The sequence below is a fragment of the Paenibacillus sp. UASWS1643 genome (assembly GCF_008693195.1).
Taxonomy (GTDB): domain Bacteria; phylum Bacillota; class Bacilli; order Paenibacillales; family Paenibacillaceae; genus Paenibacillus; species Paenibacillus amylolyticus_B.
Genome location: NZ_VXKZ01000113.1, coordinates 380,363 through 401,743, shown reverse-complemented (window position 1 = coordinate 401,743; position 21,381 = coordinate 380,363). Strand labels below are relative to the sequence as shown.

At 47.2% G+C, this 21,381-nt stretch carries 20 protein-coding genes, 1 rRNA gene and 1 riboswitch; of the genes, 14 read left to right on the top strand and 7 right to left on the bottom strand.

Translation table 11 applies throughout. The annotated features are described in order from the left end of the window. Positions 1-150 precede the first annotated feature (150 nt). The 4 genes from rrf (at position 151) to FE296_RS22000 (ending at position 2,544) form a co-directional block, all read left to right on the top strand. Positions 151-267: ribosomal RNA gene (gene rrf, locus FE296_RS22015) — 5S ribosomal RNA — on the top strand. Between the two features lie 189 nt (positions 268-456). Beyond that, complete coding sequence (locus tag FE296_RS22010; protein ID WP_017690540.1) at positions 457-1,080, top strand: deoxynucleoside kinase; 624 nt, start codon at positions 457-459, stop codon at positions 1,078-1,080. Next, on the top strand, positions 1,077-1,733 hold the full coding sequence (locus tag FE296_RS22005; protein ID WP_150366313.1) for a deoxynucleoside kinase: 657 nt from the start codon (positions 1,077-1,079) through the stop codon (positions 1,731-1,733). The genes FE296_RS22010 and FE296_RS22005 overlap by 4 nt, the downstream gene beginning before the upstream one ends. 328 nt (positions 1,734-2,061) lie before the next feature. Next, on the top strand, positions 2,062-2,544 hold the full coding sequence (locus tag FE296_RS22000) for a hypothetical protein (protein WP_150366312.1): 483 nt from the start codon (positions 2,062-2,064) through the stop codon (positions 2,542-2,544). Positions 2,545-3,109: 565 nt separating this feature from the next. On the opposite strand, the gene FE296_RS21995 is transcribed toward FE296_RS22000, so the two are convergent. From FE296_RS21995 to FE296_RS21965, 7 genes are all read right to left on the bottom strand, one after another. After that, positions 3,110-3,853, bottom strand: coding sequence for a MerR family transcriptional regulator (locus tag FE296_RS21995; RefSeq protein ID WP_150366311.1), 744 nt, complete (start codon positions 3,851-3,853; stop codon positions 3,110-3,112). Positions 3,854-4,250: 397 nt separating this feature from the next. After that, positions 4,251-4,916 (bottom strand): thiamine phosphate synthase, encoded by a 666-nt coding sequence (gene thiE, locus FE296_RS21990; RefSeq protein ID WP_150366310.1) that lies wholly within the window; start codon positions 4,914-4,916, stop codon positions 4,251-4,253. Continuing rightward, positions 4,916-5,728 carry a bifunctional hydroxymethylpyrimidine kinase/phosphomethylpyrimidine kinase gene (thiD, locus tag FE296_RS21985; RefSeq protein ID WP_150366309.1) on the bottom strand — a complete coding sequence of 271 codons (813 nt, stop codon included), beginning with the start codon at positions 5,726-5,728 and terminating at the stop codon, positions 4,916-4,918. Before thiD ends, thiE begins: the two co-directional genes overlap by 1 nt. Beyond that, entirely contained in the window at positions 5,725-6,537 is an 813-nt protein-coding gene (gene thiM, locus FE296_RS21980; protein WP_150366308.1) for a hydroxyethylthiazole kinase, read from the bottom strand. The genes thiD and thiM overlap by 4 nt, the downstream gene beginning before the upstream one ends. 1,012 nt (positions 6,538-7,549) lie before the next feature. Next, complete coding sequence (locus tag FE296_RS21975) at positions 7,550-8,623, bottom strand: ABC transporter substrate-binding protein (protein ID WP_150366307.1); 1,074 nt, start codon at positions 8,621-8,623, stop codon at positions 7,550-7,552. Positions 8,624-8,788: 165 nt separating this feature from the next. After that, positions 8,789-9,604 carry an ABC transporter permease gene (locus tag FE296_RS21970; protein ID WP_411860595.1) on the bottom strand — a complete coding sequence of 272 codons (816 nt, stop codon included), beginning with the start codon at positions 9,602-9,604 and terminating at the stop codon, positions 8,789-8,791. Continuing rightward, positions 9,591-10,358 carry an ABC transporter ATP-binding protein gene (locus tag FE296_RS21965; protein WP_150366306.1) on the bottom strand — a complete coding sequence of 256 codons (768 nt, stop codon included), beginning with the start codon at positions 10,356-10,358 and terminating at the stop codon, positions 9,591-9,593. The genes FE296_RS21970 and FE296_RS21965 overlap by 14 nt, the downstream gene beginning before the upstream one ends. 176 nt (positions 10,359-10,534) lie before the next feature. After that, positions 10,535-10,637: riboswitch (TPP riboswitch) on the bottom strand. A 149-nt stretch (positions 10,638-10,786) separates the two neighbouring features. Between FE296_RS21965 and FE296_RS32910 the strand changes: the two genes are divergently transcribed. The 10 genes from FE296_RS32910 to FE296_RS21920 all read left to right on the top strand — a co-directional run bounded on the left by FE296_RS32910 (position 10,787) and on the right by FE296_RS21920 (position 21,371). Then, on the top strand, positions 10,787-10,927 hold the full coding sequence (locus tag FE296_RS32910) for a hypothetical protein (protein WP_167483767.1): 141 nt from the start codon (positions 10,787-10,789) through the stop codon (positions 10,925-10,927). Between the two features lie 78 nt (positions 10,928-11,005). Continuing rightward, positions 11,006-11,704: an aspartate/glutamate racemase family protein gene (locus tag FE296_RS21960; protein WP_124117364.1), complete on the top strand. Its 699-nt coding sequence runs from the start codon at positions 11,006-11,008 to the stop codon at positions 11,702-11,704. Positions 11,705-11,835: 131 nt separating this feature from the next. After that, positions 11,836-12,711: a radical SAM/SPASM domain-containing protein gene (locus tag FE296_RS21955; protein ID WP_105601077.1), complete on the top strand. Its 876-nt coding sequence runs from the start codon at positions 11,836-11,838 to the stop codon at positions 12,709-12,711. 348 nt (positions 12,712-13,059) lie between these two features. Beyond that, on the top strand, positions 13,060-13,728 hold the full coding sequence (locus FE296_RS21950; RefSeq protein ID WP_036606151.1) for a pectate lyase: 669 nt from the start codon (positions 13,060-13,062) through the stop codon (positions 13,726-13,728). Between the two features lie 694 nt (positions 13,729-14,422). After that, positions 14,423-15,016, top strand: a complete 594-nt coding sequence (locus FE296_RS21945; protein ID WP_036672660.1) for an ECF transporter S component — start codon at positions 14,423-14,425, stop codon at positions 15,014-15,016. Beyond that, positions 15,017-16,588 carry an ABC transporter ATP-binding protein gene (locus tag FE296_RS21940; protein WP_150366305.1) on the top strand — a complete coding sequence of 524 codons (1,572 nt, stop codon included), beginning with the start codon at positions 15,017-15,019 and terminating at the stop codon, positions 16,586-16,588. After that, complete coding sequence (locus tag FE296_RS21935) at positions 16,563-17,357, top strand: energy-coupling factor transporter transmembrane component T family protein (protein WP_150366304.1); 795 nt, start codon at positions 16,563-16,565, stop codon at positions 17,355-17,357. The genes FE296_RS21940 and FE296_RS21935 overlap by 26 nt, the downstream gene beginning before the upstream one ends. Positions 17,358-17,458: 101 nt before the next feature. Continuing rightward, positions 17,459-19,762: an outer membrane protein assembly factor BamB family protein gene (locus tag FE296_RS21930; protein ID WP_150366303.1), complete on the top strand. Its 2,304-nt coding sequence runs from the start codon at positions 17,459-17,461 to the stop codon at positions 19,760-19,762. A 131-nt stretch (positions 19,763-19,893) separates the two neighbouring features. Then, positions 19,894-20,703 carry a methionine ABC transporter ATP-binding protein gene (locus tag FE296_RS21925; protein ID WP_150366302.1) on the top strand — a complete coding sequence of 270 codons (810 nt, stop codon included), beginning with the start codon at positions 19,894-19,896 and terminating at the stop codon, positions 20,701-20,703. Then, positions 20,700-21,371 carry a methionine ABC transporter permease gene (locus FE296_RS21920; protein WP_124117359.1) on the top strand — a complete coding sequence of 224 codons (672 nt, stop codon included), beginning with the start codon at positions 20,700-20,702 and terminating at the stop codon, positions 21,369-21,371. Before FE296_RS21925 ends, FE296_RS21920 begins: the two co-directional genes overlap by 4 nt. Positions 21,372-21,381: the final 10 nt, after the last annotated feature.

Genomic DNA, 21,381 nt, shown 5'->3' with positions numbered 1-21,381 from the left:
GAGGTAGATAGGCTGGGGGTGGAAGTGCAGCAATGCATGGAGCTGACCAGTACTAATCGGTCGAGGGCTTATCCAATTGCAAGTTGTAATTCGCGTGTTTCGTTTCGAATCTAGTTTTCAGAGAACGATCTCTGAAATGTAAGCTACGCGTTTGGTGGCGATGGCGGAGGGGTTCCACACGTACCCATCCCGAACACGACCGTTAAGCCCTCTAGCGCCGATGGTACTTGGACCGCAGGGTCCTGGGAGAGTAGGACGCCGCCAAGCAATAGGAAGACACACTTGAATGATTTCGAGTGTGTCTTTTTTTGTGTTTTAATGTAATTCATAATTTCCGCTTTGACTTGTTATATACATAAAATACTGGCGTTCCAATCCTTAAAGCTGTGATACAATAGGTGAGGTCTATATAGAAAACGGAAACACGCATAAGTACGAGGAGGAAAAGTGAACACGATGAAATCAGCCCCGTTTATTGCCGTGGAAGGTCCGATCGGAGCGGGGAAAACAACGCTGGCAACGATGCTTTCCCATGAATTGAATCTTCCGTTAGTTAAAGAAATCGTAGAAGAGAATCCATTTCTGGCTTCCTTTTATCAGGATATCGACGAGTGGAGTTTCCAATTGGAAATGTTTTTTCTGTGTAATCGGTTTAAACAACTGGAAGACACGGGCGCTCATTATGTAGAGCAGAATACCCCAGTCATTTCAGACTATCATATCTATAAAAATATGATTTTTGCGGATCGTACCTTAAAGGGAACGAAACGGGATAAGTATCGTCAAATCTATCATCTGTTAACAGATGATCTGCCAAAGCCCAATCTGGTGCTCTATATTGAAGCTGAACTCGATACGTTGATGTACCGCATTAACAAGCGTGGACGCTCATTTGAGCAGGACATGGACCCGGCATATATGGAACAACTGATCGCCGATTACAAAACAGGCATGGACTATCTGGCGAATAGCTCAAATCCACCAGTAATCATTAAGGTCAATGCAGAGCAACTCGACTTTGTGGAACATCCTGAACACTTCAGGCAAATTGTTAATCAGGTAAAGGAGTATATCATATGAATAACTATGGCATTCCAACGAATGCATTAATTACTGTAGCAGGTACGGTTGGAGTGGGTAAATCCACGTTAACGGCTGCGCTTGCACAGCGTTTGAATTTCAAGACTTCTCTGGAGCAAGTGGATCATAATCCATACTTGGAGAAGTTCTACCATGACTTTGAGCGCTGGAGCTTCCATCTGCAGATTTATTTCCTGGCAGAGCGCTTCAAGGAACAGAGGAAGATTTTTGAACTAGGTGGGGGATTCGTTCAGGATCGTTCCATCTATGAAGATACGGGCATTTTTGCACAAATGCATGCAGATCAAGGAACCATGTCTGCTACGGATTTCGAGACATACAGCAGTTTGTTTGAAGCGATGGTAATGACACCGTATTTCCCACATCCAGACGTGCTGATCTATCTGGAAGGCAGTCTGCCTTCGATTTTAAACCGAATCACGGAACGCGGACGCGAGATGGAGATTCAGACGGATCGTTCGTACTGGGAGCACATGCACGAGCGCTATTCCGTGTGGATTGATCAGTTTACGGCTTGCCCTGTGCTACGTCTGAACATTGATGAGTATGATGTGCATGATCCGGCATCGGTGGATGCCATTTTGGCACAGATTGCAGCTGTCATTCAGCCTTCCAAGGAAGTACAAAGGTAAGATAGATAGAGCTTTTCAATGTAGTTTTCTCGGTTACATTGGTTATATCTATGATACAGATATGGACAACATCCCTTCTACGGCAATTATGCTGTTGGAGGGATGTTTTTTTATGTGCCATGGGAATGATTATGAGGTGTTTGTGGATAAAACTAAAATGATATATTCGAGTGAATAAGGAAATGGATGCTTAATATATCTTTTCTATTATATAAATACATGGTCACTAAAAGTAGAAAAATGTTGAATAATAGGTCTTTTTGTGGTTTCATAGGAAAGGTGAATTCTGGAAGAGAAGCATATGCATGACTCAGGAGGGAAAGACAACATGGAAGAGAAACAAGGAGTTAAAATCGGTATGCCGATCATTGGTGGTTTAATTGCAGCCATTCTGGGAGGCATCGTATGGGCAGCTATTGCTGCAATGACCGAGTATGAGGTAGGATTAATTGCGATTTTGATTGGAGCACTCACAGGCTACGCGGTTGTGTTGTTCTCCAATAAACGAATTGCGACAGTACATAAGATTATTGCCGTGCTGTTTGCGCTCGTAGGCATTTTGTTGGGGAAATATCTGACGGTGGTTTATTTTACTTCCGAACTGTTTGGTGATGTAAGCGTGATGGAACTTGTGTTTGATAGCGAGATGATTAGTGCGTTTGTGGAAACCTTCCAGGACTATTTCAGTCAACCGATTGATTTGTTATTCATCGTCCTTGCGATTGTATCTGCATGGCAGATTCCTGGCCGGATGGCGAGAACCAGTCTAGCTACGGATGCATCTTCATCGGATCACGCACCAAGAGCTTAATCAAATAGACGGTGGACGCTGGTAGCAAAATGAAGAACGTTTGACAGAAGAAACTTAATATCATCTTCCCAAGCATCTGATGAAACGGTTATATCGAAGGACTGGGAGCAGAAAAAGAAAAATGTAGTAAAGAGCAATCTACTTTAAAAGATATTCATAAAGTACTCAGAGTGAGCAGCAGTTAGGCTTGTTCACATTGCGGCTGAGTTACTTGCATATACAAAGGGACGATACGCCTTAGGGCGTATGTCCCTTTTGTATATCCACTGGGTAGTAAGTGGGATACGGCTCATAACTTTTGCAACAACTCGGATCGATTTAAATTACTTACCACATAACCCTAGTATATATCCAACATGTTCATAAGGTTAATTACAAGAAAGATGTGGTCACCCCAGGAGGGAGGTTCAAATATCCCAAGGGTCATTTACTGCGAATAAAGCTGATGACGAGAATATTTTACCTTTTCAGGACAGGGGGGTAACTTCCAGACTATCGTTTACAGTGCACATCTGACAGCAATGAGAATTGAATAATAGTGAATGTGGTCGAAGACAGGGCTATATTATTTGTTTTGGTCAGCAAATACAGCCATAGCATCTCTCATAAATACTGCCAAACCATCGCCAAACTGATCAATATTACGCGTGAAGCGTTCATCGTCCACGTACATCTGACCAAGTCCTCTGAAGGCTTCAGGCGAGTAGCTTCCCATTTGGTTTAGCCAAGTGTACCACTCTTTGATGCCGGACTGTGCCTCCGCAGATGCTGGTTCTGTGTGACGAAGTGAAGCCAGATGTTTGTAAATTTCGTTCATTTGATTGGATAGAGCCTTTTGATCTGTGGTTGATTTACTGTGCAGCGTCTGATTGGCGTGATCGACGGCATGGTCTCCCCAACGTTCTCGCGCTTCTTGTTCATACGGATTCTGGCTAAAATCAAATCCTTCGAATTGTTCTTTGGCTGTCATTTTAATTTCTCCTCTCACGTGTAAAACCGTTCTATCAATGGTAGCAATCATCTGGTCCAAGCGTTGGCGCTTCTCCAGCAGTATAAGTCGATGCATTTTAAGTGCTTCTTCCGGATTGAAGGAGGGGTTGGTTATAATGTTTTTGATCTCCTTCAGAGAGAAGTCGAGTTCCTTGAAAAACAGTATCTGCTGCAACCGTTCCAGGTTGGCATCTGAATATAATCGATATCCGGCAGAAGTCACTTCGTCCGGGGTTAATAGTCCGATCTCATCATAATGATGCAGTGTGCGCACACTGATCGAGGCAAGTTCGGCAACTTCTTTTACCTTCATGGCCATGTGTGAAACCTCCTTACAACATCGATTCTACAGTGTCACGTTACGTGAGAGTCAACCGTTGAAAATGAAAAAACAAGATGCGAGCATGGAAGCTGCATCTTGATCATGGATTGGTTACTGGATGTGACTAGGGCTGATTGGTATGTGGCTAGATATGACTGGATGTGACTGGAGCCGATTGGAATGTGAATAGATATGACTAGATGTGAATAGGTGGACGAAATAATTGTATTATTCAGTCACTGTAGAATGGCGGCTGCGTTTTGATGTCGAAGACATGGGTTGCTGCCGCGCCGCAGGGGGAGGCTCCTCTGTTATGGAGAGGAGCGTGAGCAGTTGTGTGCTGCACCATGTATTCGATGCAGCTCCCGGGGCTGGCAGTGCAGGGAGAGCAGGGCTACGCCTGCATCCTGCGCACTGCCGCAGCGAACTGCGCAGCCGCTGCGCGCACATCGGCCGCGCCCGCGATGGCGGAGATGACGGCTACGCCGTCGGCTCCAGCCGCCATCACGGCGGCCGTGGTATCGGGCGTAATGCCGCCGATACCCACAATCGGAACAGCGATGCCTGCGGCGCGCAGTTCCGCCATCCCTGCGGGGCCCAGCACAGCGTGGGCATCCGCTTTGGAGCGCGTCGGGTACATGGGCCCGACGCCAAGGTAGTCGGCGCCCGCCTGCACGGCACGGCGCGCCTCATCCACAGAGTGGGCGGATACGCCAAGCATCCGCCCATCTCCAATGCGGGCGCGTACTAGCGCCGCGTCCGCATCTTCCTGGCCGACATGCACGCCGTCGGCCTCCACCGCTACAGCCAGCTCCACATCATCGTTCACGATGAACGGGACCCCGTGCTGGCTGCACACCTCGCGAAGGTGCATCGCAAGCGTGATGCTAGCTTCGCCAACCAGGGCGCCAGTTCCCTTTTCGCGGAACTGGAACAGCGTGATGCCGCCAGCAATGGCCTGGCGTAGCACTTCTACAGGGTCTTGCGTTGTATTGACGCTGCCCATCACCAAATACACCTGCATCGCGCGGCGTACCGCTTCTACATCCCAAGGGCGCATCACTGCTCACCCCGCTGTCTGCGCTGATACGCAAAATGATTTGTCGGCCCGTGCCCGGCCCCAATCCCCAGCTCATCTTCGATAGCTGCCTGAATGAATGCTCGCGCGGTCGTAACGGCAGCCAGAACAGGTGAACCCTTGGCTAACTCTGCGGTAATGGCCGCAGAGTACGTGCATCCTGTTCCGTGTGTATGACGTGTTACCACACGAACATTCTCCAGGTAATGAAAAGACTGCCCATCGTAGAGCACATCCACGATCATGCCACTTCCTTCATCATGACCACCTTTGACCATAGCATACGTTGAGCCCATCTGTACAATCCGTCTTGCGGCTTCTTCCCGCTGACTCAGATTCGTGATAGACATCTCGGTAAGCAATTCCGCTTCCGGAATATTAGGTGTTGTGATCAGGGCATGGGGCAACAGCTCCGTAACCAGCGCTTGTACAGCTTCCTGCTGGAGCAGAGGGGCACCGCCTTTGGCGACCATCACGGGGTCGATGACCAGATTAGACCAACGGTAATGCTGCCATTTCTCAGCAACTAGCTGAATAATCTCAGCACTATATAACATGCCGGTCTTCGTTGCGATTGGTTGAAAGTCTTCGCCGGTCGAGTCCAATTGCTGGGCAATGCCATCGTAAGGGATGGGGAAAACGCCCTGCACACCTGTGGTATTTTGGGCAGCAATAGCGGTGATAACGGTCATGCCGTATACGCCAAGCTCCTGGAATGTTTTCAAATCAGCCTGAATTCCTGCGCCGCCCCCATTATCGGAGCCTGCAATGGTTAGCGCTTGAGCAATGCTCATATTGCACCTCCACGGATCTGACGGATTTGTGCGCGTTCTGCCAAGAGGTCTGGTGTTACTTGTGCCAGTTGATTCAACAATTCAATCTGGAAGCTGCCCGGCCCCTGATGAGCTGTCCGCTCTGCCGCCAGTTCAGCTGCTACACCATAAAACGCGAGCGCTTCAACAACACTGCCTAGAAGATCGGCTCCTGATTCCGCTATGGCTGCAAAAGCACCAATCACCGAACTGAGCAGACAGCCAGCACCTGTGACCTGAGTGAGCAGGGCATGACCATTACTCGTGAGGAATGTGGATTGTCCATCAGTAATGATATCTTCTTTTCCGGTAATGACCACAACACAGCCAAGTTTATGAGCTGCCCGCTCCGCAATTCCAATCCGGTCACCTTCACCTGATCCTGCGTCCACACCTTTAATACTCCAGCTCTCACCGATGACATTGGCGACTTCCGCCACATTGCCGCGCAGCACCGTGAGGCGAAGCTCACGAACGAGCATCTGCACGGTTTCTGTACGATAGGTGGTCGCACCAGCTCCAACCGGATCAAGCACCACAGGCACGTGATACGCATTAGCCGATTGGCCTGCCAGACGGATCGCCTGAACGACTTTGTCATCGAGTGTACCGATGTTGAGTACCACGGCTCCTGACATCTTGGCGACATCAGCGACCTCTTCATGAGCATAGGCCATAAAAGGGGACGCACCTAGTGCAAGCAGACCATTGGCTGTGAAGGGAGCCACGACAAGGTTGGTGATATTGTGTACCAGCGGATTTTGCGTACGAACACGTTCCAGATAAGACATATAATTTCCTCCTTGTTATGAAGTAACCCCATCGGTAGAAGACCGATATGAAGGGTCACTCAGCAGAATAATAGGATATGAGTCTTCTTGTTGAGTAGGGGCGCAGAGTGTAATGACAACGAGAGGCATTAAGCATAAAAGCAGAAACGTAAGATATAAATCAATTTCATAACTCACTAAAAATGGATTTTTGTACCTGAATATAGATGAATTGAATCATTTTGATTTATATCCAGCCTTGATTGGAACAGCTAAAGGTTGGATTCATATAAAAAGTAAATTGACAGAACCGCCGCAGTACAAAAACGCAACAATACAAAATACAGAAAGTGAACCCAGGGTATTTCCAAACTCAGGCAAGCGATATGGTGACGGACGTTAGCGTCCAACGAGTGTCTTGAAGCCAATACCAATGCTAAGACCATGATCATTCTGGCAGCTCATCTGACGAATTGCTTGCGAATTAATGGGGTACCACTTTCTAAAGAACACAGGACGTCTTATGTGGCTGTCAGATCCTCCTTTTGAAATGTAAGGAACATCAGACACGTTATTTCCCAGAATTCCTAACAAAAACGCTTTAAATAGCTGTTTATTCTGATATAGCGTGTCTCAGATTTCTTAGATTTCTGCAACCGCTCCAAATTCCTGAATAGGACGCCTCAGATTCGTTAGCACTCTCTCCATGTTCTACTCTGAACATATTAGGGCGCGCAATTCAGCTCCCAGCAGGTTTGAAGATATGCGCTAATGTTCATACCAAATTCATACCAATAAGCCCCCCAAACGCATATCAAGCCACCAAAACGCATATCAAGCTGCTCTGATGCACATCAAGCCACTTAGGCTTGTTATAAATTCTGATCCTCAGATGCTTGCTTCAGGCCAATTCCATTTCGCAAAACTTCTTGCATCCGATCCTTACGTTTCTTGCTAACTTTGCTTTTGATCACATTGCTTTCATTCCCTTGCGTTCAGTCACTTTTCCTTTATTCACGTTGCTCTCCTTTATTTACTCTCCTTGCAGATTAATAAAAGCATCCTCGGCTTTCACCGATTCAGGAATCAAATCCTGTTCAACGAGCCATGCACGTACATTCTCCCAGGACGCCATTTCCTGCCGGCCAAACGGTTGGCCTTCTTCATTCATGAGTGGCAGTAGAATAGCCAGGCTTTTGGTTTCGATCTCCGGGTCAAGCGGAGACGTTTGATTCTCATGAGCGAGCAGAATATTCAAGGCTTCTTCTGGATGCTCAGTCACATATTTTTGTCCTTCCTGAATCGCTTTGACGAACCGGGTAAGTTGGTCTTTTTTTGCTTCAATACCAGCTTCACTCGCGGTCAGAACCAATTCATAATAATCAGGCACACCATAGTCGACAGGGTCAATCGATTTCATGGCATGTCCTTCTTTCTCCAAAATCAATTGTTCATGGTTAATAAAACCACCCATAATCGCATCCGCCTGTCCAGAAGCCAGCGAAGGAATTAGATCGAACCCAACGTCAACCAGATTCATGTTGTCGGGATTGCCACCATCCTTGCTAATCATCGTACGAAGCATCGCTTCATACAGCGGAATCGACGAATAACCGACAGTTTTTCCGTCAAGATCTTTGGGTGAGCTCACGTTACCATTTGCTTCGGTCAACAGATGCATAAGTGGATGCCGAACAACAGCAGCAATAGATCGTACAGGAATGTTCTCGCCACGTGCGAGCAAGATTTGGGGCTGGTAACTTAGAGCCAGATCAATTTTACCGGCAGCAACAAGTTTGAGTGAATCATTGGTATCCGCAGGCATCTGAATTTCGACATCCAGACCTTGGTCTGCGAAGTACCCTTTTTCCTGAGCCACATAGATGAAGGAGTGTACTGCATTCGGGTACCAGTCGAGCATGATGGACAGTTTATCTTTGGCGTCTGATGCTGGTTCGGTTGCAGACTTGTCTGTTTGTTGTGCATTGGTTGCAGAGTCTGTTGTTGGCGTGTTATTGCTGGTATTCGTGGTGCTGCACCCACTGACTATCAGCAAAAGGCTAATGAGCATGATGGGAAGCAGGGAGTATATACCTTTGTTATTCATAAATGAAGTTCCTCATTTCATCGTTTTGATTTGTAGAAAATGGGCAACAGCATGTTAACGACAATGTGACAATGTACTGATTGAAGTTTGCTGCTGAAATTGTACATAAGTATGTTTTGGAAACCGTAATTCCTATACTTAAATCAAGTTTCTCTCGAAGATCATTCAACTTTTCTTTTGCCTCCATTGACGATGACGCTGGATGCTAAACCGTTTCTCCAGCCAGGCAATCAGTACAAACAAAACGATCCCGAGCAGGGATAACAGCACAATAGCTGCAAACATCGCATCCGTGTTCATGTTGCTGGACATGCGGCGGCTGAAGTATCCGAGACCTTTGCTGCCACCGAGCCATTCGCCAATCGTTGCCCCAACCACGCAGTACACCACAGACATCTTTAGCCCCGAGAAAAAAGAGGGAAGTGCAAGTGGAATCTGGAGTTTGCAAAAAATATCCCACTTGCTGGCACCCATGGTGAGCAGCAGTTCACGCTGCTCTGGATCGCCTTGGCGAAGTCCATCGTAGGTACTGACCACAATGGGGAAGAAGGCGATCAGGAACACCACGGCGACTTTGCTCCACAGCGTGTAGCCAAACCATAGGATGAAGACGGGGGACAGGGCAATCAGCGGGATCGTCTGACTGATTACGATGAAGGGATACAAGGCCTTTTCAATCGATCGGTTCATATGCATGCCTGTCGCTAGCGTAATTCCAGTCACTATGGACAAGCCAAAACCAACGACAACCTCCATCAAGGTAGCAGGCAGATGTGTAGCCAGCAGGAGGTAGCGATGCTCATACAGGGAGCTGGCAATCGCCGTTGGGGCTGGAATGATGAAGGAGGGCACCCATCCCATACGCACAATCCATTCCCAGAAGGCAAGCAGCAAGAGCAGGAGCCAAAGAAACAGACCATAACGGGCAAGCCAACGCCTTACGCTATCCTTCATGCAGTCTCCCAAGTTACCTTCTCGCATGCAATTGTTCCTCCAGTCGTCGTCTCATCTGAACGAGCGCCGGTTCGTAGATCATGTCCGAATGTCTTGGACGTGGCAAAGGTACCGTCAAATCCTGTAGCTGTTGGCCCTGGCGCCCCGGGGTTAACAGGATAATCCGATCACTGAGCAGCAGCGCCTCTTCAATGTCATGCGTAATGAACAACACGGTCTTGCCCAGGCCTTCCCACAGTTCCAACAACCAGCGATGCATCTCCCGTTTGGTTAAGGCATCGAGTGCGCCGAATGGTTCATCCAGCAGCATGAGTTGGCCACCTGTCAGCAAAGTACGAAGCAGCGCGACACGCTGGCGCATGCCACCCGACAGCTCGTCTGGGTAAGCATTCGCGTAGCCGGATAGGCCAAATCTGTCGAGCCCAGCCAGAATGTCCGCGCGAATTCTTCCCTTATCCTGCCGTTCTGGAGCAAGTTCAGCGGGGAGCATGCAATTCTCCATGACGGTTCGCCAGGATAACAGGAGGTCCTTTTGTGGCATGTAGGCCACCTGCCCCAGTCGCTTTCCTTCAGGGACCCAAGGAATTTCAATGGTTCCATGGGTTGGCTCAAGCAGGCCTGCCAGCAGCTTGAAAAGGGTGCTTTTACCGGAGCCGCTGGAGCCGATAAGCGAGACGAATTCGCCGTTGGCTACACGCATCGACACATTGGAGAGCACGGGGGAATCCCTTTTTCCCGGGAAAGCGTAGCTCATGTTGTGAATGGTTATGTTATTATCCATCTCGTTTTGTCCCCCCTTGTTATTCCAAATTCAACTTCAAACTGCGGGATCTTTAATTACACCTTCTGATCTGCCCGCAGAACGCGAAAAAGACCCACCCATTTCCGGAGAAATGAGTGGGTCTGTAAGTTCAATTCACATTAAATTTCATTATCAACATGAAAAAATCCGCTTACTGAAAGGCCGCTCCACTTCCCTCCGCTGGTATGATCCAGATCAGGTTCAAAGGGTCCGAATCATTCGATTCGTCTCAGCCGTAAGGCTCCCCTAGTGCAATGTTCAAGATATGCAGTTGTGTGTTCAGCATATATCACATGCAAGTGGAATGTAAAGGGGGCGCTCGGAAAGAATGTGAGTACTGATCTTGGCTTTCTGCGGATTCATAATACGCTTCGTCCAAGACAATTACGACATGGGAGGGAATATGATTGAGTAAACCAAGCAGTCGTGAAAATGGTCCGGTCAGATTATTCGGATTGTACAGCCAGATCATTCGGGTAGAAGCAATAAGCCGTTGCCGGAATTGCTCCAGGTCCCTCTATTCCTCTTACTGGGGCAGGTTTATTTAATCAGATAGATACGGTACAATATCTATTAAATTTCTATATGCTGCTTTCGGAATGTATTAAATGGAAGGGGGAGTGTATATGAAAACGATTGGTCTTATTGGTGGAATGAGCTGGGAGTCATCGTTAGAATATTATCGAATTATTAATGAAGAAGTGAAAAATAAATTGGGAGGACTTCATTCAGCCAAATGCATTTTATATAGCGTGGATTTTGAAGAAATCGAGCGTTATCAAGCTGAAGGTGATTGGGAAAGTGCTGGTGAATTATTAGGGAATGCTGCTCAGTCTTTGGAAAAGGCAGGAGCAGAAATGATTGTAATTTGTACAAATACGATGCATAAAGTGATTAAACATATTGAAGAAAAAGTGCGTTTACCCATTGTACATATTGCTGATTCAACAGCAAATCAAATTCATAAGTCCAAAATAAGTATGGTTGGTTTACTCGGCACAAAATATACGATGGAACAAGACTTTTATAAAAAACGAATTGAATTTAATGGTATTAAGGTTTTGATACCGAATGAAGAGGATAGAAAAGTTATCAATAAAATAATATATGAGGAATTATGTTTAGGGAAAATTGAGCCCTTATCAAGGGATTATTATAAAAAGGTGATCCAAAGGCTAGTTGATGATGGAGCTGAGGGGATCATATTAGGTTGCACCGAAATTGGATTATTAGTAAAAGTAGAGGATTCAGAAGTTCCATTATTTGATACAACACGTATTCATGCGATTGAATCTGTAAATTTGGCACTAGCCAAATCATTTTGACACAACCAGATAAACCAGTTCTCTGATTTACCTCGGCTCATGAACCCGATATAATAGGGATGGCCCGTATAGGCCGGATCACAAAATGCAGGTGGGATTGTTCTCCCTCCTAGGCAGAATGGGGACCCAAGTTGAAAACGTTCAAAAAAGTATATATTGAGATCACGAGTATCTGCAATCTGGCTTGCAGCTTCTGTCCACAGACGCAGCGTGCCAAAGGATTCATTGACCCTGAAGTCTTCAACAATATACTGGAACAAGTTAAACCACACACCAATCATATTTATCTACATGTCAAAGGTGAACCCTTGTTGCATCCCAAAATAGATCTGTTGCTCGATTCCGCACATGAGAAGGGACTCAAGGTGAACATTACAACGAATGGTACACTATTGCCCAAGACTCAGCATAAATTGCTTGGCAAACCGGCACTGCGGCAGATGAATTTCTCCCTGCACAGCTTCGATGGGCATGAAGGTTCAACCGACCGTGACGGATACCTGAGCAACATTTTGTCCTTTGTACACGAGGCCGTTAAGCACAATGTCATCATCTCATTCCGACTGTGGAATCTGACGCAAGATAACTTCACAAATGCTCAGATGAATCGAAATCGGGAGACCCTTGAAGTATTGGAACGTGAGTTCAATCTGGACTTCCGCATTGAGGAAAAAGTAGTTCCAGGCAGCGGGGTCAAAATTGCCCCGAATGTATACCTGAATCAGGACCATGAGTTCCAGTGGCCAAGTCTGGATGCACCTGAAGATGACGGCAAAGGCTTCTGCCATGCATTGCGTGGTCAGGCAGCTGTGCTTGTGGATGGAACGGTGGTTCCATGCTGTCTCGATGGCGAGGGTGTAATTAACCTGGGTAATGTGCACGAGAAGTCATTCTCGGAGATTATTGAGGGTGAGCGAGCGAACAATCTGGTATATGGCTTCTCCAGGCGGGAAGCTGTGGAAGAGTTGTGTCGAAAGTGCGGTTATCGTCAGAGATTTGGAGCCTGACATCTTATATAAGCAAGCTAGGAGCCATTCAGATCACACATTTGGAGACAAATGTAGTGGTCTTTCTTTGTTATCGGGTATTCAAGTGAGGGGTACATACGTTACAAATGAGCATACCAGAGGTTGATATGAGCATATTGCTTGATAGACCTGGCATGCAAAAAATGCGGATATAACAGGCATTGTGCGATGTCATAATATATCTGATCTAATGATTATTCTAGTCACCTTCCTTATTTGGTAGGATTAGGTTGTGGGTCGGACAGAGGTGCACCTCTGACGATCTTCCAGGACAAGCTCAGGCTTGTACAATACCAAATAACGAGAGAATAAGGGAGGAATAAAGTAATGAAAAAAATGTTGACGTTGTTGCTGTCCGCTGGTTTGGTTGCTTCTATATTTGGTGCCGTTCCGGCTGCGGCTGCACCTACCGTTGTAAATTCAACCATTGTGGTTCCAAAGGGCACGACCTATGACGGCCAAGGTAAAACATTTGTAGCCAATCCTTCCACACTGGGCGACGGATCTCAAGCAGAAAATCAGAAGCCAGTCTTCCGTCTGGAGGCAGGGGCCACGCTCAAAAACGTAAACATTGGATCACCAGCTGCTGATGGTGTTCACTGTTATGGCAACTGTAATATATCGAATGTAGTCTGGCAGGACGTGGGCGAGGATGCACTGACATTGAAGTCGGCTGGAACGGTTAACATTACCGGTGGGGCAGCGTATAAGGCTTATGATAAAGTGTTCCAGATGAATGCAGCTGGAACAATTAACATCAAAAATTTCCGTGCAGATGATATTGGCAAACTGGTTCGCCAAAATGGTGGAACTTCCTTTGCAGTTAACATGACGCTGGATAACTCCAACATTTCCAATGTGAAAGATTCGATTATGCGTACAGACAGCAGTACATCACAAGGGAAAATTACGAATACCCGTTATTCCAAAGTACCAACGTTGTTCAAGGGGTTTGCTTCAGGGAAAACGAGCCAGTCAGGGAACACGCAATATTAAGAACTGGGATACCTTGGAATACGGATTGAAGGCGTGTACGGATAAGGTAGCTATTTCACATCGTGAAGTATGTCCAAAAGGCATCCAGGGGGATGCCTTTTCCTATGCCAAATTTTGATTTTTGTAGAGACCATTGCCACAAATACCCAACTGATGTACATTAGAAGCAATGAAATAAGTGAACCGGGAGCTCAATGAAGTTGGGCTGAGAGAGTGGCCTTGTGCCGCTGACCGTACATCTGATCTGGGTAATGCCAGCGTAGAGAACATGGAATTACAATATGTAAGGGTGAATTGTGGGAATGAACGTGGATGAACAACAGACCTCTTTGAACTTTGGTGGTGTATCTGCCAGGGGGGAGGGGAGCTGGTTGATATTCCGTATTTGACATCCATCCATTACATCATTGTGAGGATTGTACACTGTACGTAAGGCCTGCCCGGAACCGGGGAGGCTTTTTCGTTTATTTTTAGAGGTTGTTCAAAAAGTCTGCTTTTGATTACGAAGGATGCCTGACGGCATCATCAGCATCGAATATGGAATTCAGCCGAAATGTCCGTTGCTCACGTAGTTTTCGCTACGCTCCGCTACTCCATTTCTAGCTTCATCCCATCTTCTTGGTACTGAAAACCAGTCTTTTTGAACACACACTTTTACAACTCCCACAGGGAACAAAGGAAGGACGTAGAGAACATGGCAACAACAGCAGGCAACAAGCGATTGAAACTAACGGATATTCTGGTAACCATCGTGATCGCAGTAGTGTTTGGGGTAATTTACAAGATATGGGGACCTACATATGACTTGATGAAACCATTTGGTGTTCATGCGGAGCAGATGATCTACGGCATGTGGTTTATGGCGGGCACGTTTGCTTTTGTTATCATTCGTAAACCAGGCGTGGCTATTCTTGCCGAAGTTGCGGCTTCAACGGTAAGTGCTTTTCTGGGCAGTGAATGGGGCATGTCCACACTTGTATACGGTCTGTTGCAAGGATTGGGAGCCGAGATATTCTTCGCAGCATTCCTGTATCGCAAAACCAATCTGTTTGTCACCTGTCTTGCAGCCATAGGAGCCGCAGCGGCTTCGCTTTTGCTGGATTATCAGTACGGGTATATTGATTCACTCTCGGCCTGGAATTATACGTTATTTATCGGATTCCGCTTCATCGGAAGCATCTTGATTGCAGGAGTGTTTGCTTATTATCTCGCCAAAGCATTGGAACTGACCGGTGTAACACGCTCACTCAGACCAGTATCCAAACAAGATTATGAGGCGCTGGATTAGATGAGCGTAGAGGGGAATTCGCAAGCGGTAAGTGTGACAAATCTAAGATGCAAGTTCCCGGGAGAGAAAGCCTTGGTATTTCAAGGCTTGTCTCTTTCTGTGCGTCAAGGAGAGAAAGTGCTGTTGCTTGGCCCGAGTGGCTCCGGTAAATCGACGTTATTGCAAATTTTGAGCGGTCTGATACCACGTTCGGTTGAGATTCCGATGAAATGTGATGATATTCAGGTTCCCGCCAAAGCAGGAGTGGTCTTTCAAGATCCGGATACCCAGTTCTGTATGTCCTTTACGGATGAAGAGATCGCATTTGTGCTAGAAAACCGCAATATTCCGCGTGAAGAGATGCCTGCTCTGATTAAATATTATCTGAAACAAGTGGGATTATCCTTTGAACAGAATCGTGTATTGATCCAGTCCATGTCTCAGGGGATGAAGCAGCGTCTTGCGATTGCTTCGATGCTTGCCATGGACCCGGAGGTATTGTTTTTGGATGAACCCACTGCACTGTTGGATGATGAGGGGACTTCCCAGGTGTGGGATACCGTCAGACGGATCGCCAGTGACAAAACGATCATCATCGTTGAACACAAAATTAACGAGATTGTGGATATGGTCGACCGAATTATTGTGTTATCACCTGAAGGAAAGATCGTGGCGGATGGGCCAGCACAGCAGGTATTTACGCATGAACGGGGCAAGCTGAAGGCTTATGGAGTCTGGTATCCGGGTGTGTGGGATGAGCACGAGCAGGCAATTAAGGAAGAAGAGGGAAGTGCTTCTGGAGAGCTTCAATTGTGTGTGGACCACGGCATCTCAAGTTTGGAAGCACAGCAGTCGTCTGGTTTATCCGATACACCGGGTATATCCCCCATATCTCACGTCTCATCCATATTACCTGTATCACCCGCCTATCAGCCTGCACTGGATTTGCAGCAGTTCACCGGATGGCGTGGGAAAACACCTTTCATTCAGGTGGAGCGGGCCAAGGTATGGCATGGAGACTGGATTGGTATTGTCGGAGTTAATGGAGCAGGCAAGAGTTCATTGTTGTTATCTCTGATGAATATCCTGAAAACAACAGGTCATTATGAGGTGGAAGGTCAGCCTTCTGGCAAAACGGAGCAGCTTGCAGATCGAATTGCGTTTGTATTTCAGAACCCGGAGTTTCAATTTGTGACCAACACGGTCGCGGAAGAAGTGGAATTCTCATTGCTGGGGGGCAGGCTTACAACGGAGGAGAGACATGTCAGGACTGATCATATGTTGAATCAATTTGGACTAATCGACCTGTCCGAGCGCCATCCCTACCAATTATCGATGGGGCAGAAACGACGCTTAAGCGTTGCCTCTGCACTGGTGAGAGAGCAGCGAATACTGCTGTTGGATGAACCTACTTTTGGACAGGATGCCCGAAATACGTTTGCCATGTTAGCACAGCTGGAGCAATTGCGGAGAGAGGGAACAGCCATTGTTATGGTTACCCATGATCGTGAAATTGTAAAAAGATATTGCACCCGAATCTGGACGGTGGATGAGGGGAGGTTATCTGATGCAACTGTCATTTCCTCACCGTGAAACTTGGCTTCATAACGTCAATCCGGGATTAAAGATGATCATTCTGACCATGATGTTTGTCATCGTTATACTCATTCACAATCTGAATGTAATGGCCAACGTTGCGGTGGCGATGATGCTATTACTGTGCTGGACAGGTCATCCGTGGTACAGATTGATACTGTATGCATCACCATTTATTCTGGTTTTTATCTCCACTTCTACAGGCATGATGATGTTTGGTAAGGGCGAGACCACATGGTATAAGTGGGGATTGATCCACATAACTGAAGAGAGTTTCTATCGCGGTCTACACTTGGGTTTTCGCTCGCTGACTATGGCCGCGGCTGGGTTACTCTTTGGTCTTACGACCAAGCCTGTGAGACTGTTTTATTCCCTGATGCAGCAGTGGCAGCTTCCCGCAAAATATGCCTATAGCTTTCTGGCCGCGATGCGCATGATCCCGATTTTGCTGGATGAATTCCAGACGCTCCGTTACGCTATTCGTATTCGTGGAACACAGCAACGTGGCTCTCGCTGGAACGTGTATGGTACACTCAAGCGTTACGCTATTCCGCTGCTGGCACAGAGCATTCGCCGTGCACAGCGAATGGCGGTAGCGATGGAAGCGAAAGGATTTACGGATGGCGCGAGCCGAACGTATTACATTCAGATTGGCTATTCGCGAGCTGATCTGTGGTTTGTATTTTATTATATGCTCACCTTAACAGCTGCTTATTACATCGGGATTACCTTTCCTTATCATGCTACGATGGTGGATGTAAGGTAATATTGGGAGATAGATAGAAATATATTGAGGTAAAGGGTAACTTTTTCCTTTTCACTGCGTCTCTATTGGAAAAAACTTCTAATGGATGGGGATGAACGAGAGTGAAGACGGGTCCTGGCTGGCAGAGAACGGGGTACAAATGGATTACCATGACTGGATTATCAGCTGTGCTGTTGACGGGCTGGATGCTGCTGGATTCCAAGATGGTTGTGTTTGGAGGACAAGCTTTGGCTACAACACCACAAGCCTTGGGTGCAAGTTCTCAAGTCTTATCAACACAGTTGGCCTACAAACAAGGAGAACCCGTTACGCTCATGAATGACATACCTTTGTTCAAAAACAGAAGGGACGGCAGTATGGCTGCTGACCAGCTGGGAATTGAATACTATACAACAAAAAACGAAAAGTATACGTTAGCCTCGGTTCGAGGCGAGTGGGTGCAGCTTAAGTCAACCGATCATGGAGACTTTTGGCTGCCAAGTTGGTATGCCCTGAAGGAGAGCAGAAGCATGACGGAAACAGCTCCCCAAAACTTCACGCTCCGATCAGGCAGTAAGCTGTATCTGGCTCCGGATAGTTCTACAACCTGGTCTTTTGAGAAAGCGCTAACAGATAAGGCTGTTATTGTTGCAAAGTGGAAAGGCTGGTATGGGGCCTCCATTGCCCCACGAGTCTGGAATAAAGAATCCTTCACGTATCGGCCAGGACTCTTCTGGATCAAGGCACAGGCTATAGAACAGCGGATGAATGTGGAGGATGGTTGGTTCCAACAGGATACATCGCTGCCAACTTCGGTTATACGCCATCTGACAGATATTAAGCTGAACAAGGCAACCACCTCCAAACAAGTGGCTGGGTGGTTAGGCGAGCCGGATTGGAAAGAGCGTTCAAGCAATCTAAATTTCACGGGTTATCCAATGAGTATTGGACAGACCTGGAGATATGAGCGGGAAGATGCGCAATTTCTGGTCACATTCAACAAGAATGGCAGACTGGTCAGAACACGCTGGAATTTAGCACAGGATAATCAAAATGCTGTCGTTTCCGATTGGAACATCAGTCGGGCGGATGAATATGGGTTTACAACAAAAATCTATGGCACAACACTGCCAACGACAATCCCTTGGAAACCGGTATGGACCAACCAGGGGGATATTAACTACACTTTTTTACAAGCAGCCACGGATGATGTGCTCCTGATGAAAGGGGATGACGGTGGATTTAGCGGGGATTACTACGAAGGCTCCATATATGCTCTTGACCGACATTCCGGCCAGCAATTATGGGAGATCAACGGGGGTTTTGGAAGACAGCAGGCAGAGGTGGATGCAGAGCGCAAATACGTTACAATCTACACCGATTATGACCCTGATAAGAAAAAATACGTGGATCGTATTCGTCATCTGAACTTGAAGAACGGAAAGGTCACGTGGACGTACACTCCTAAGCAAAATTTTAGACTAAATGGCATCACCGCTGCTAAGAACGTTGTGGTTGTAGATAACCCGGTTGTTGAGAGTTCAAGCAACAGTTGGTTAACGGTTCTGGACAGTGCAAACGGAAAAACATTGTGGACGCGAAAACTGGCTACGGGTTATGAATTGTTGAACAAGAGTGCAGATGACCCCTATGTGTTGTATTGGGAAAAGAATAAGCTGGTTGCAGCCGATCCGCAATCGGGCCGAATTGTATGGAGCTTGAAGGCCAAACGATCCACCATAGAACAATTTGTGAATGATCCATATTTTGATGGAATCGAACGTCGGGATCCCTTTGCAACCACGAATGCTGAAAGATGGCTATCACTAGATAATCAGTGGCTTCTGCTTGATCTGAACACGGGGAAAAAGCTTGCCCAATTTCCTGTTCGGGCAGGACAGAGATTTGAGGAGCTGAATGATGGCATGTTGTTGATCCGTGAGAACAAAAACGGCGATCATTACGGAGAATATGAAGATTTTACAACCACCCTGTATGATGCCAAGACAGGCAAAACACGCTGGACGCTCAACGGCAAGATTGAACGAGGACTGGTGGAAGAGGATCAGTTGTATGTGATTAAGAATGGCTATCCGGCGGCTGTGGATTATAAAACGGGGGAGACACGTTGGAATGCCAAAGATACGATTGCAACACTAAGGCATCCGACGAATCAGGGAAGTTATCTGGTCATTGATGATCAGTTGCTGTTGCCCATGGACGAAAATCTTCTCGTAATGAATAAAAATAATGGAGCATTGTTAGGTCGTGTACATGACGTTGTGATGGGAAGCCCGGAGCACCGGGACCGGGATGCGAAGAATGGAATGATTAACCGGATCGGTAATGAAGTGTATGTGGGTTCGTCCAACGGACGTTTTCGTGTATATGAAGCCAGCCGCCTGCAGGAGGCAATCTCACCTTAAAAGCTTGTCTCGTAAGGGATGTTGATTTATTATAAATGAACAGGCTTGCTCGCGCTCCGGTTATCGGCTGTGCGGGCTTTCTTCATGTGTTCTTGAAGAACCATGCATGATCATTCACGGGAGGACTCTCCATGATCTCATTATATGGTGTAAGCAAACGTTATATCGAGCGCGGTTCCCGTGCAGATCAGGGATTCGAAGCATTAAGCTCGGTTTCCCTCGAAGTGGGACAAGGAGAAATACATGGCATCATCGGATCGAGTGGTGCAGGCAAATCCACACTTCTGCGGATGCTCAACGGATTGGAAAAGCCGGATGATGGTGAGGTTGTTGTGAATGGGCAGCACTTGACCCAGATGAATGAACAGAGTCTGCGTCAGGCACGAAGATCCATTGGCATGATCTTTCAACACTTCAATCTTGTCAGTAACCGAACGGTGAGTGGCAATGTCTGCATGCCATTGGAGCTTGCGGGTATGCCCCGTGCACAGCGAGTTGAACGTGGACTTGAGGTGCTGCGGTTTGTTGGACTGGAAGACAAAGCGGGTCAATATCCTGCTCAGCTTAGCGGAGGACAGAAGCAGCGTGTGGCGATTGCGCGAGCGCTGGCTAGTCGTCCGGATGTGCTGCTCTGTGATGAACCGACCTCTTCGCTCGATCCACAGACCACGAACGGTATCCTGGATGTGCTGCGACATATCAATGAAACGCTGGGCGTGACCATTGTTGTAGTAACGCATGAGATGGAAGTGGCTCGCAGACTATGTCACAGGATATCCGTCATGAAGGATGGGCAACTTGTTCGTACGTTGTCTAAAGCGGAAGTGAGCAGTATCCCTGCTCCGCAGCCTGATCTGCTGACCTCCTTGCTTGCGGGTGACGAATACGGGATGACAGGTTCGTCTCTGTTCCGTCAGGCAGAACAGGAGGACAAGTCATGAGGTTACCTGAGTCTGTGCTGAAGTATCAGCATGAGATATGGCAGGCGATCGGAGAGACTTTTGTCATGGTGGGCATCTCCATTGCGGCAGCTGTTCTGATCGGGTTACCTCTGGGTACTTTGCTATACTTATTCCGGAGAGGACAACGATATCAGAATCAAACGCTGTCCTTTGTACTCGGTAGTGTCGTCAACATCATTCGTTCGTTTCCATTCTTACTGCTGGTTGTATTCATGATTCCATTCACACGGATTGTTGTGGGAACGTCCATCGGTACGCTGGCGGCAACCGTGCCACTCTCGGTCATTGCGATTGCCTACTACGCCAGACTGGTGGAACAAGCGTTGCTGGATGTACCGAGGGGAGTGGTTGAAGCTGCTGCTTCCATGGGGGCATCGACGATGCAACTCGTGGTGAAATTCTTGTACGTGGAGGCACGATCTGGTCTTGTACTGGGACTCACGACAGCTACGATTAGCTTCATCTCTTACTCGACGGTGATGGGTATTGTAGGTGGCGGCGGGGTTGGTGATTTTGCCATTCGCTACGGTTATCAGCGCTTCGAAACGGAGATTATGGTATTTACGATCATCATTATGATTATCCTGGTACAGATGATCCAATTCACAGGTAGCAGACTGTCCCGCTGGCTGGATCGCAGATCCTGAACGGTTGGAC

Bases quoted from the DNA above. Each gene is read 5' to 3' on its own strand.
- FE296_RS22010 (WP_017690540.1), top strand. From the start codon at position 457: ATGAAATCAGCCCCGTTTATTGCCGTGGAAGGTCCGATCGGAGCGGGG.
- FE296_RS22005 (WP_150366313.1), top strand. From the start codon at position 1,077: ATGAATAACTATGGCATTCCAACGAATGCATTAATTACTGTAGCAGGT.
- FE296_RS22000 (WP_150366312.1), top strand. From the start codon at position 2,062: ATGGAAGAGAAACAAGGAGTTAAAATCGGTATGCCGATCATTGGTGGT.
- FE296_RS21995 (WP_150366311.1), bottom strand. From the start codon at position 3,853: ATGGCCATGAAGGTAAAAGAAGTTGCCGAACTTGCCTCGATCAGTGTG.
- thiE (WP_150366310.1), bottom strand. From the start codon at position 4,916: ATGCGCCCTTGGGATGTAGAAGCGGTACGCCGCGCGATGCAGGTGTAT.
- thiD (WP_150366309.1), bottom strand. From the start codon at position 5,728: ATGAGCATTGCTCAAGCGCTAACCATTGCAGGCTCCGATAATGGGGGC.
- thiM (WP_150366308.1), bottom strand. From the start codon at position 6,537: ATGTCTTATCTGGAACGTGTTCGTACGCAAAATCCGCTGGTACACAAT.
- FE296_RS21975 (WP_150366307.1), bottom strand. From the start codon at position 8,623: ATGAATAACAAAGGTATATACTCCCTGCTTCCCATCATGCTCATTAGC.
- FE296_RS21970 (WP_411860595.1), bottom strand. From the start codon at position 9,604: ATGCGAGAAGGTAACTTGGGAGACTGCATGAAGGATAGCGTAAGGCGT.
- FE296_RS21965 (WP_150366306.1), bottom strand. From the start codon at position 10,358: ATGGATAATAACATAACCATTCACAACATGAGCTACGCTTTCCCGGGA.
- FE296_RS21960 (WP_124117364.1), top strand. From the start codon at position 11,006: ATGAAAACGATTGGTCTTATTGGTGGAATGAGCTGGGAGTCATCGTTA.
- FE296_RS21950 (WP_036606151.1), top strand. From the start codon at position 13,060: ATGAAAAAAATGTTGACGTTGTTGCTGTCCGCTGGTTTGGTTGCTTCT.
- FE296_RS21945 (WP_036672660.1), top strand. From the start codon at position 14,423: ATGGCAACAACAGCAGGCAACAAGCGATTGAAACTAACGGATATTCTG.
- FE296_RS21940 (WP_150366305.1), top strand. From the start codon at position 15,017: ATGAGCGTAGAGGGGAATTCGCAAGCGGTAAGTGTGACAAATCTAAGA.
- FE296_RS21935 (WP_150366304.1), top strand. From the start codon at position 16,563: ATGCAACTGTCATTTCCTCACCGTGAAACTTGGCTTCATAACGTCAAT.
- FE296_RS21925 (WP_150366302.1), top strand. From the start codon at position 19,894: ATGATCTCATTATATGGTGTAAGCAAACGTTATATCGAGCGCGGTTCC.
- FE296_RS21920 (WP_124117359.1), top strand. From the start codon at position 20,700: ATGAGGTTACCTGAGTCTGTGCTGAAGTATCAGCATGAGATATGGCAG.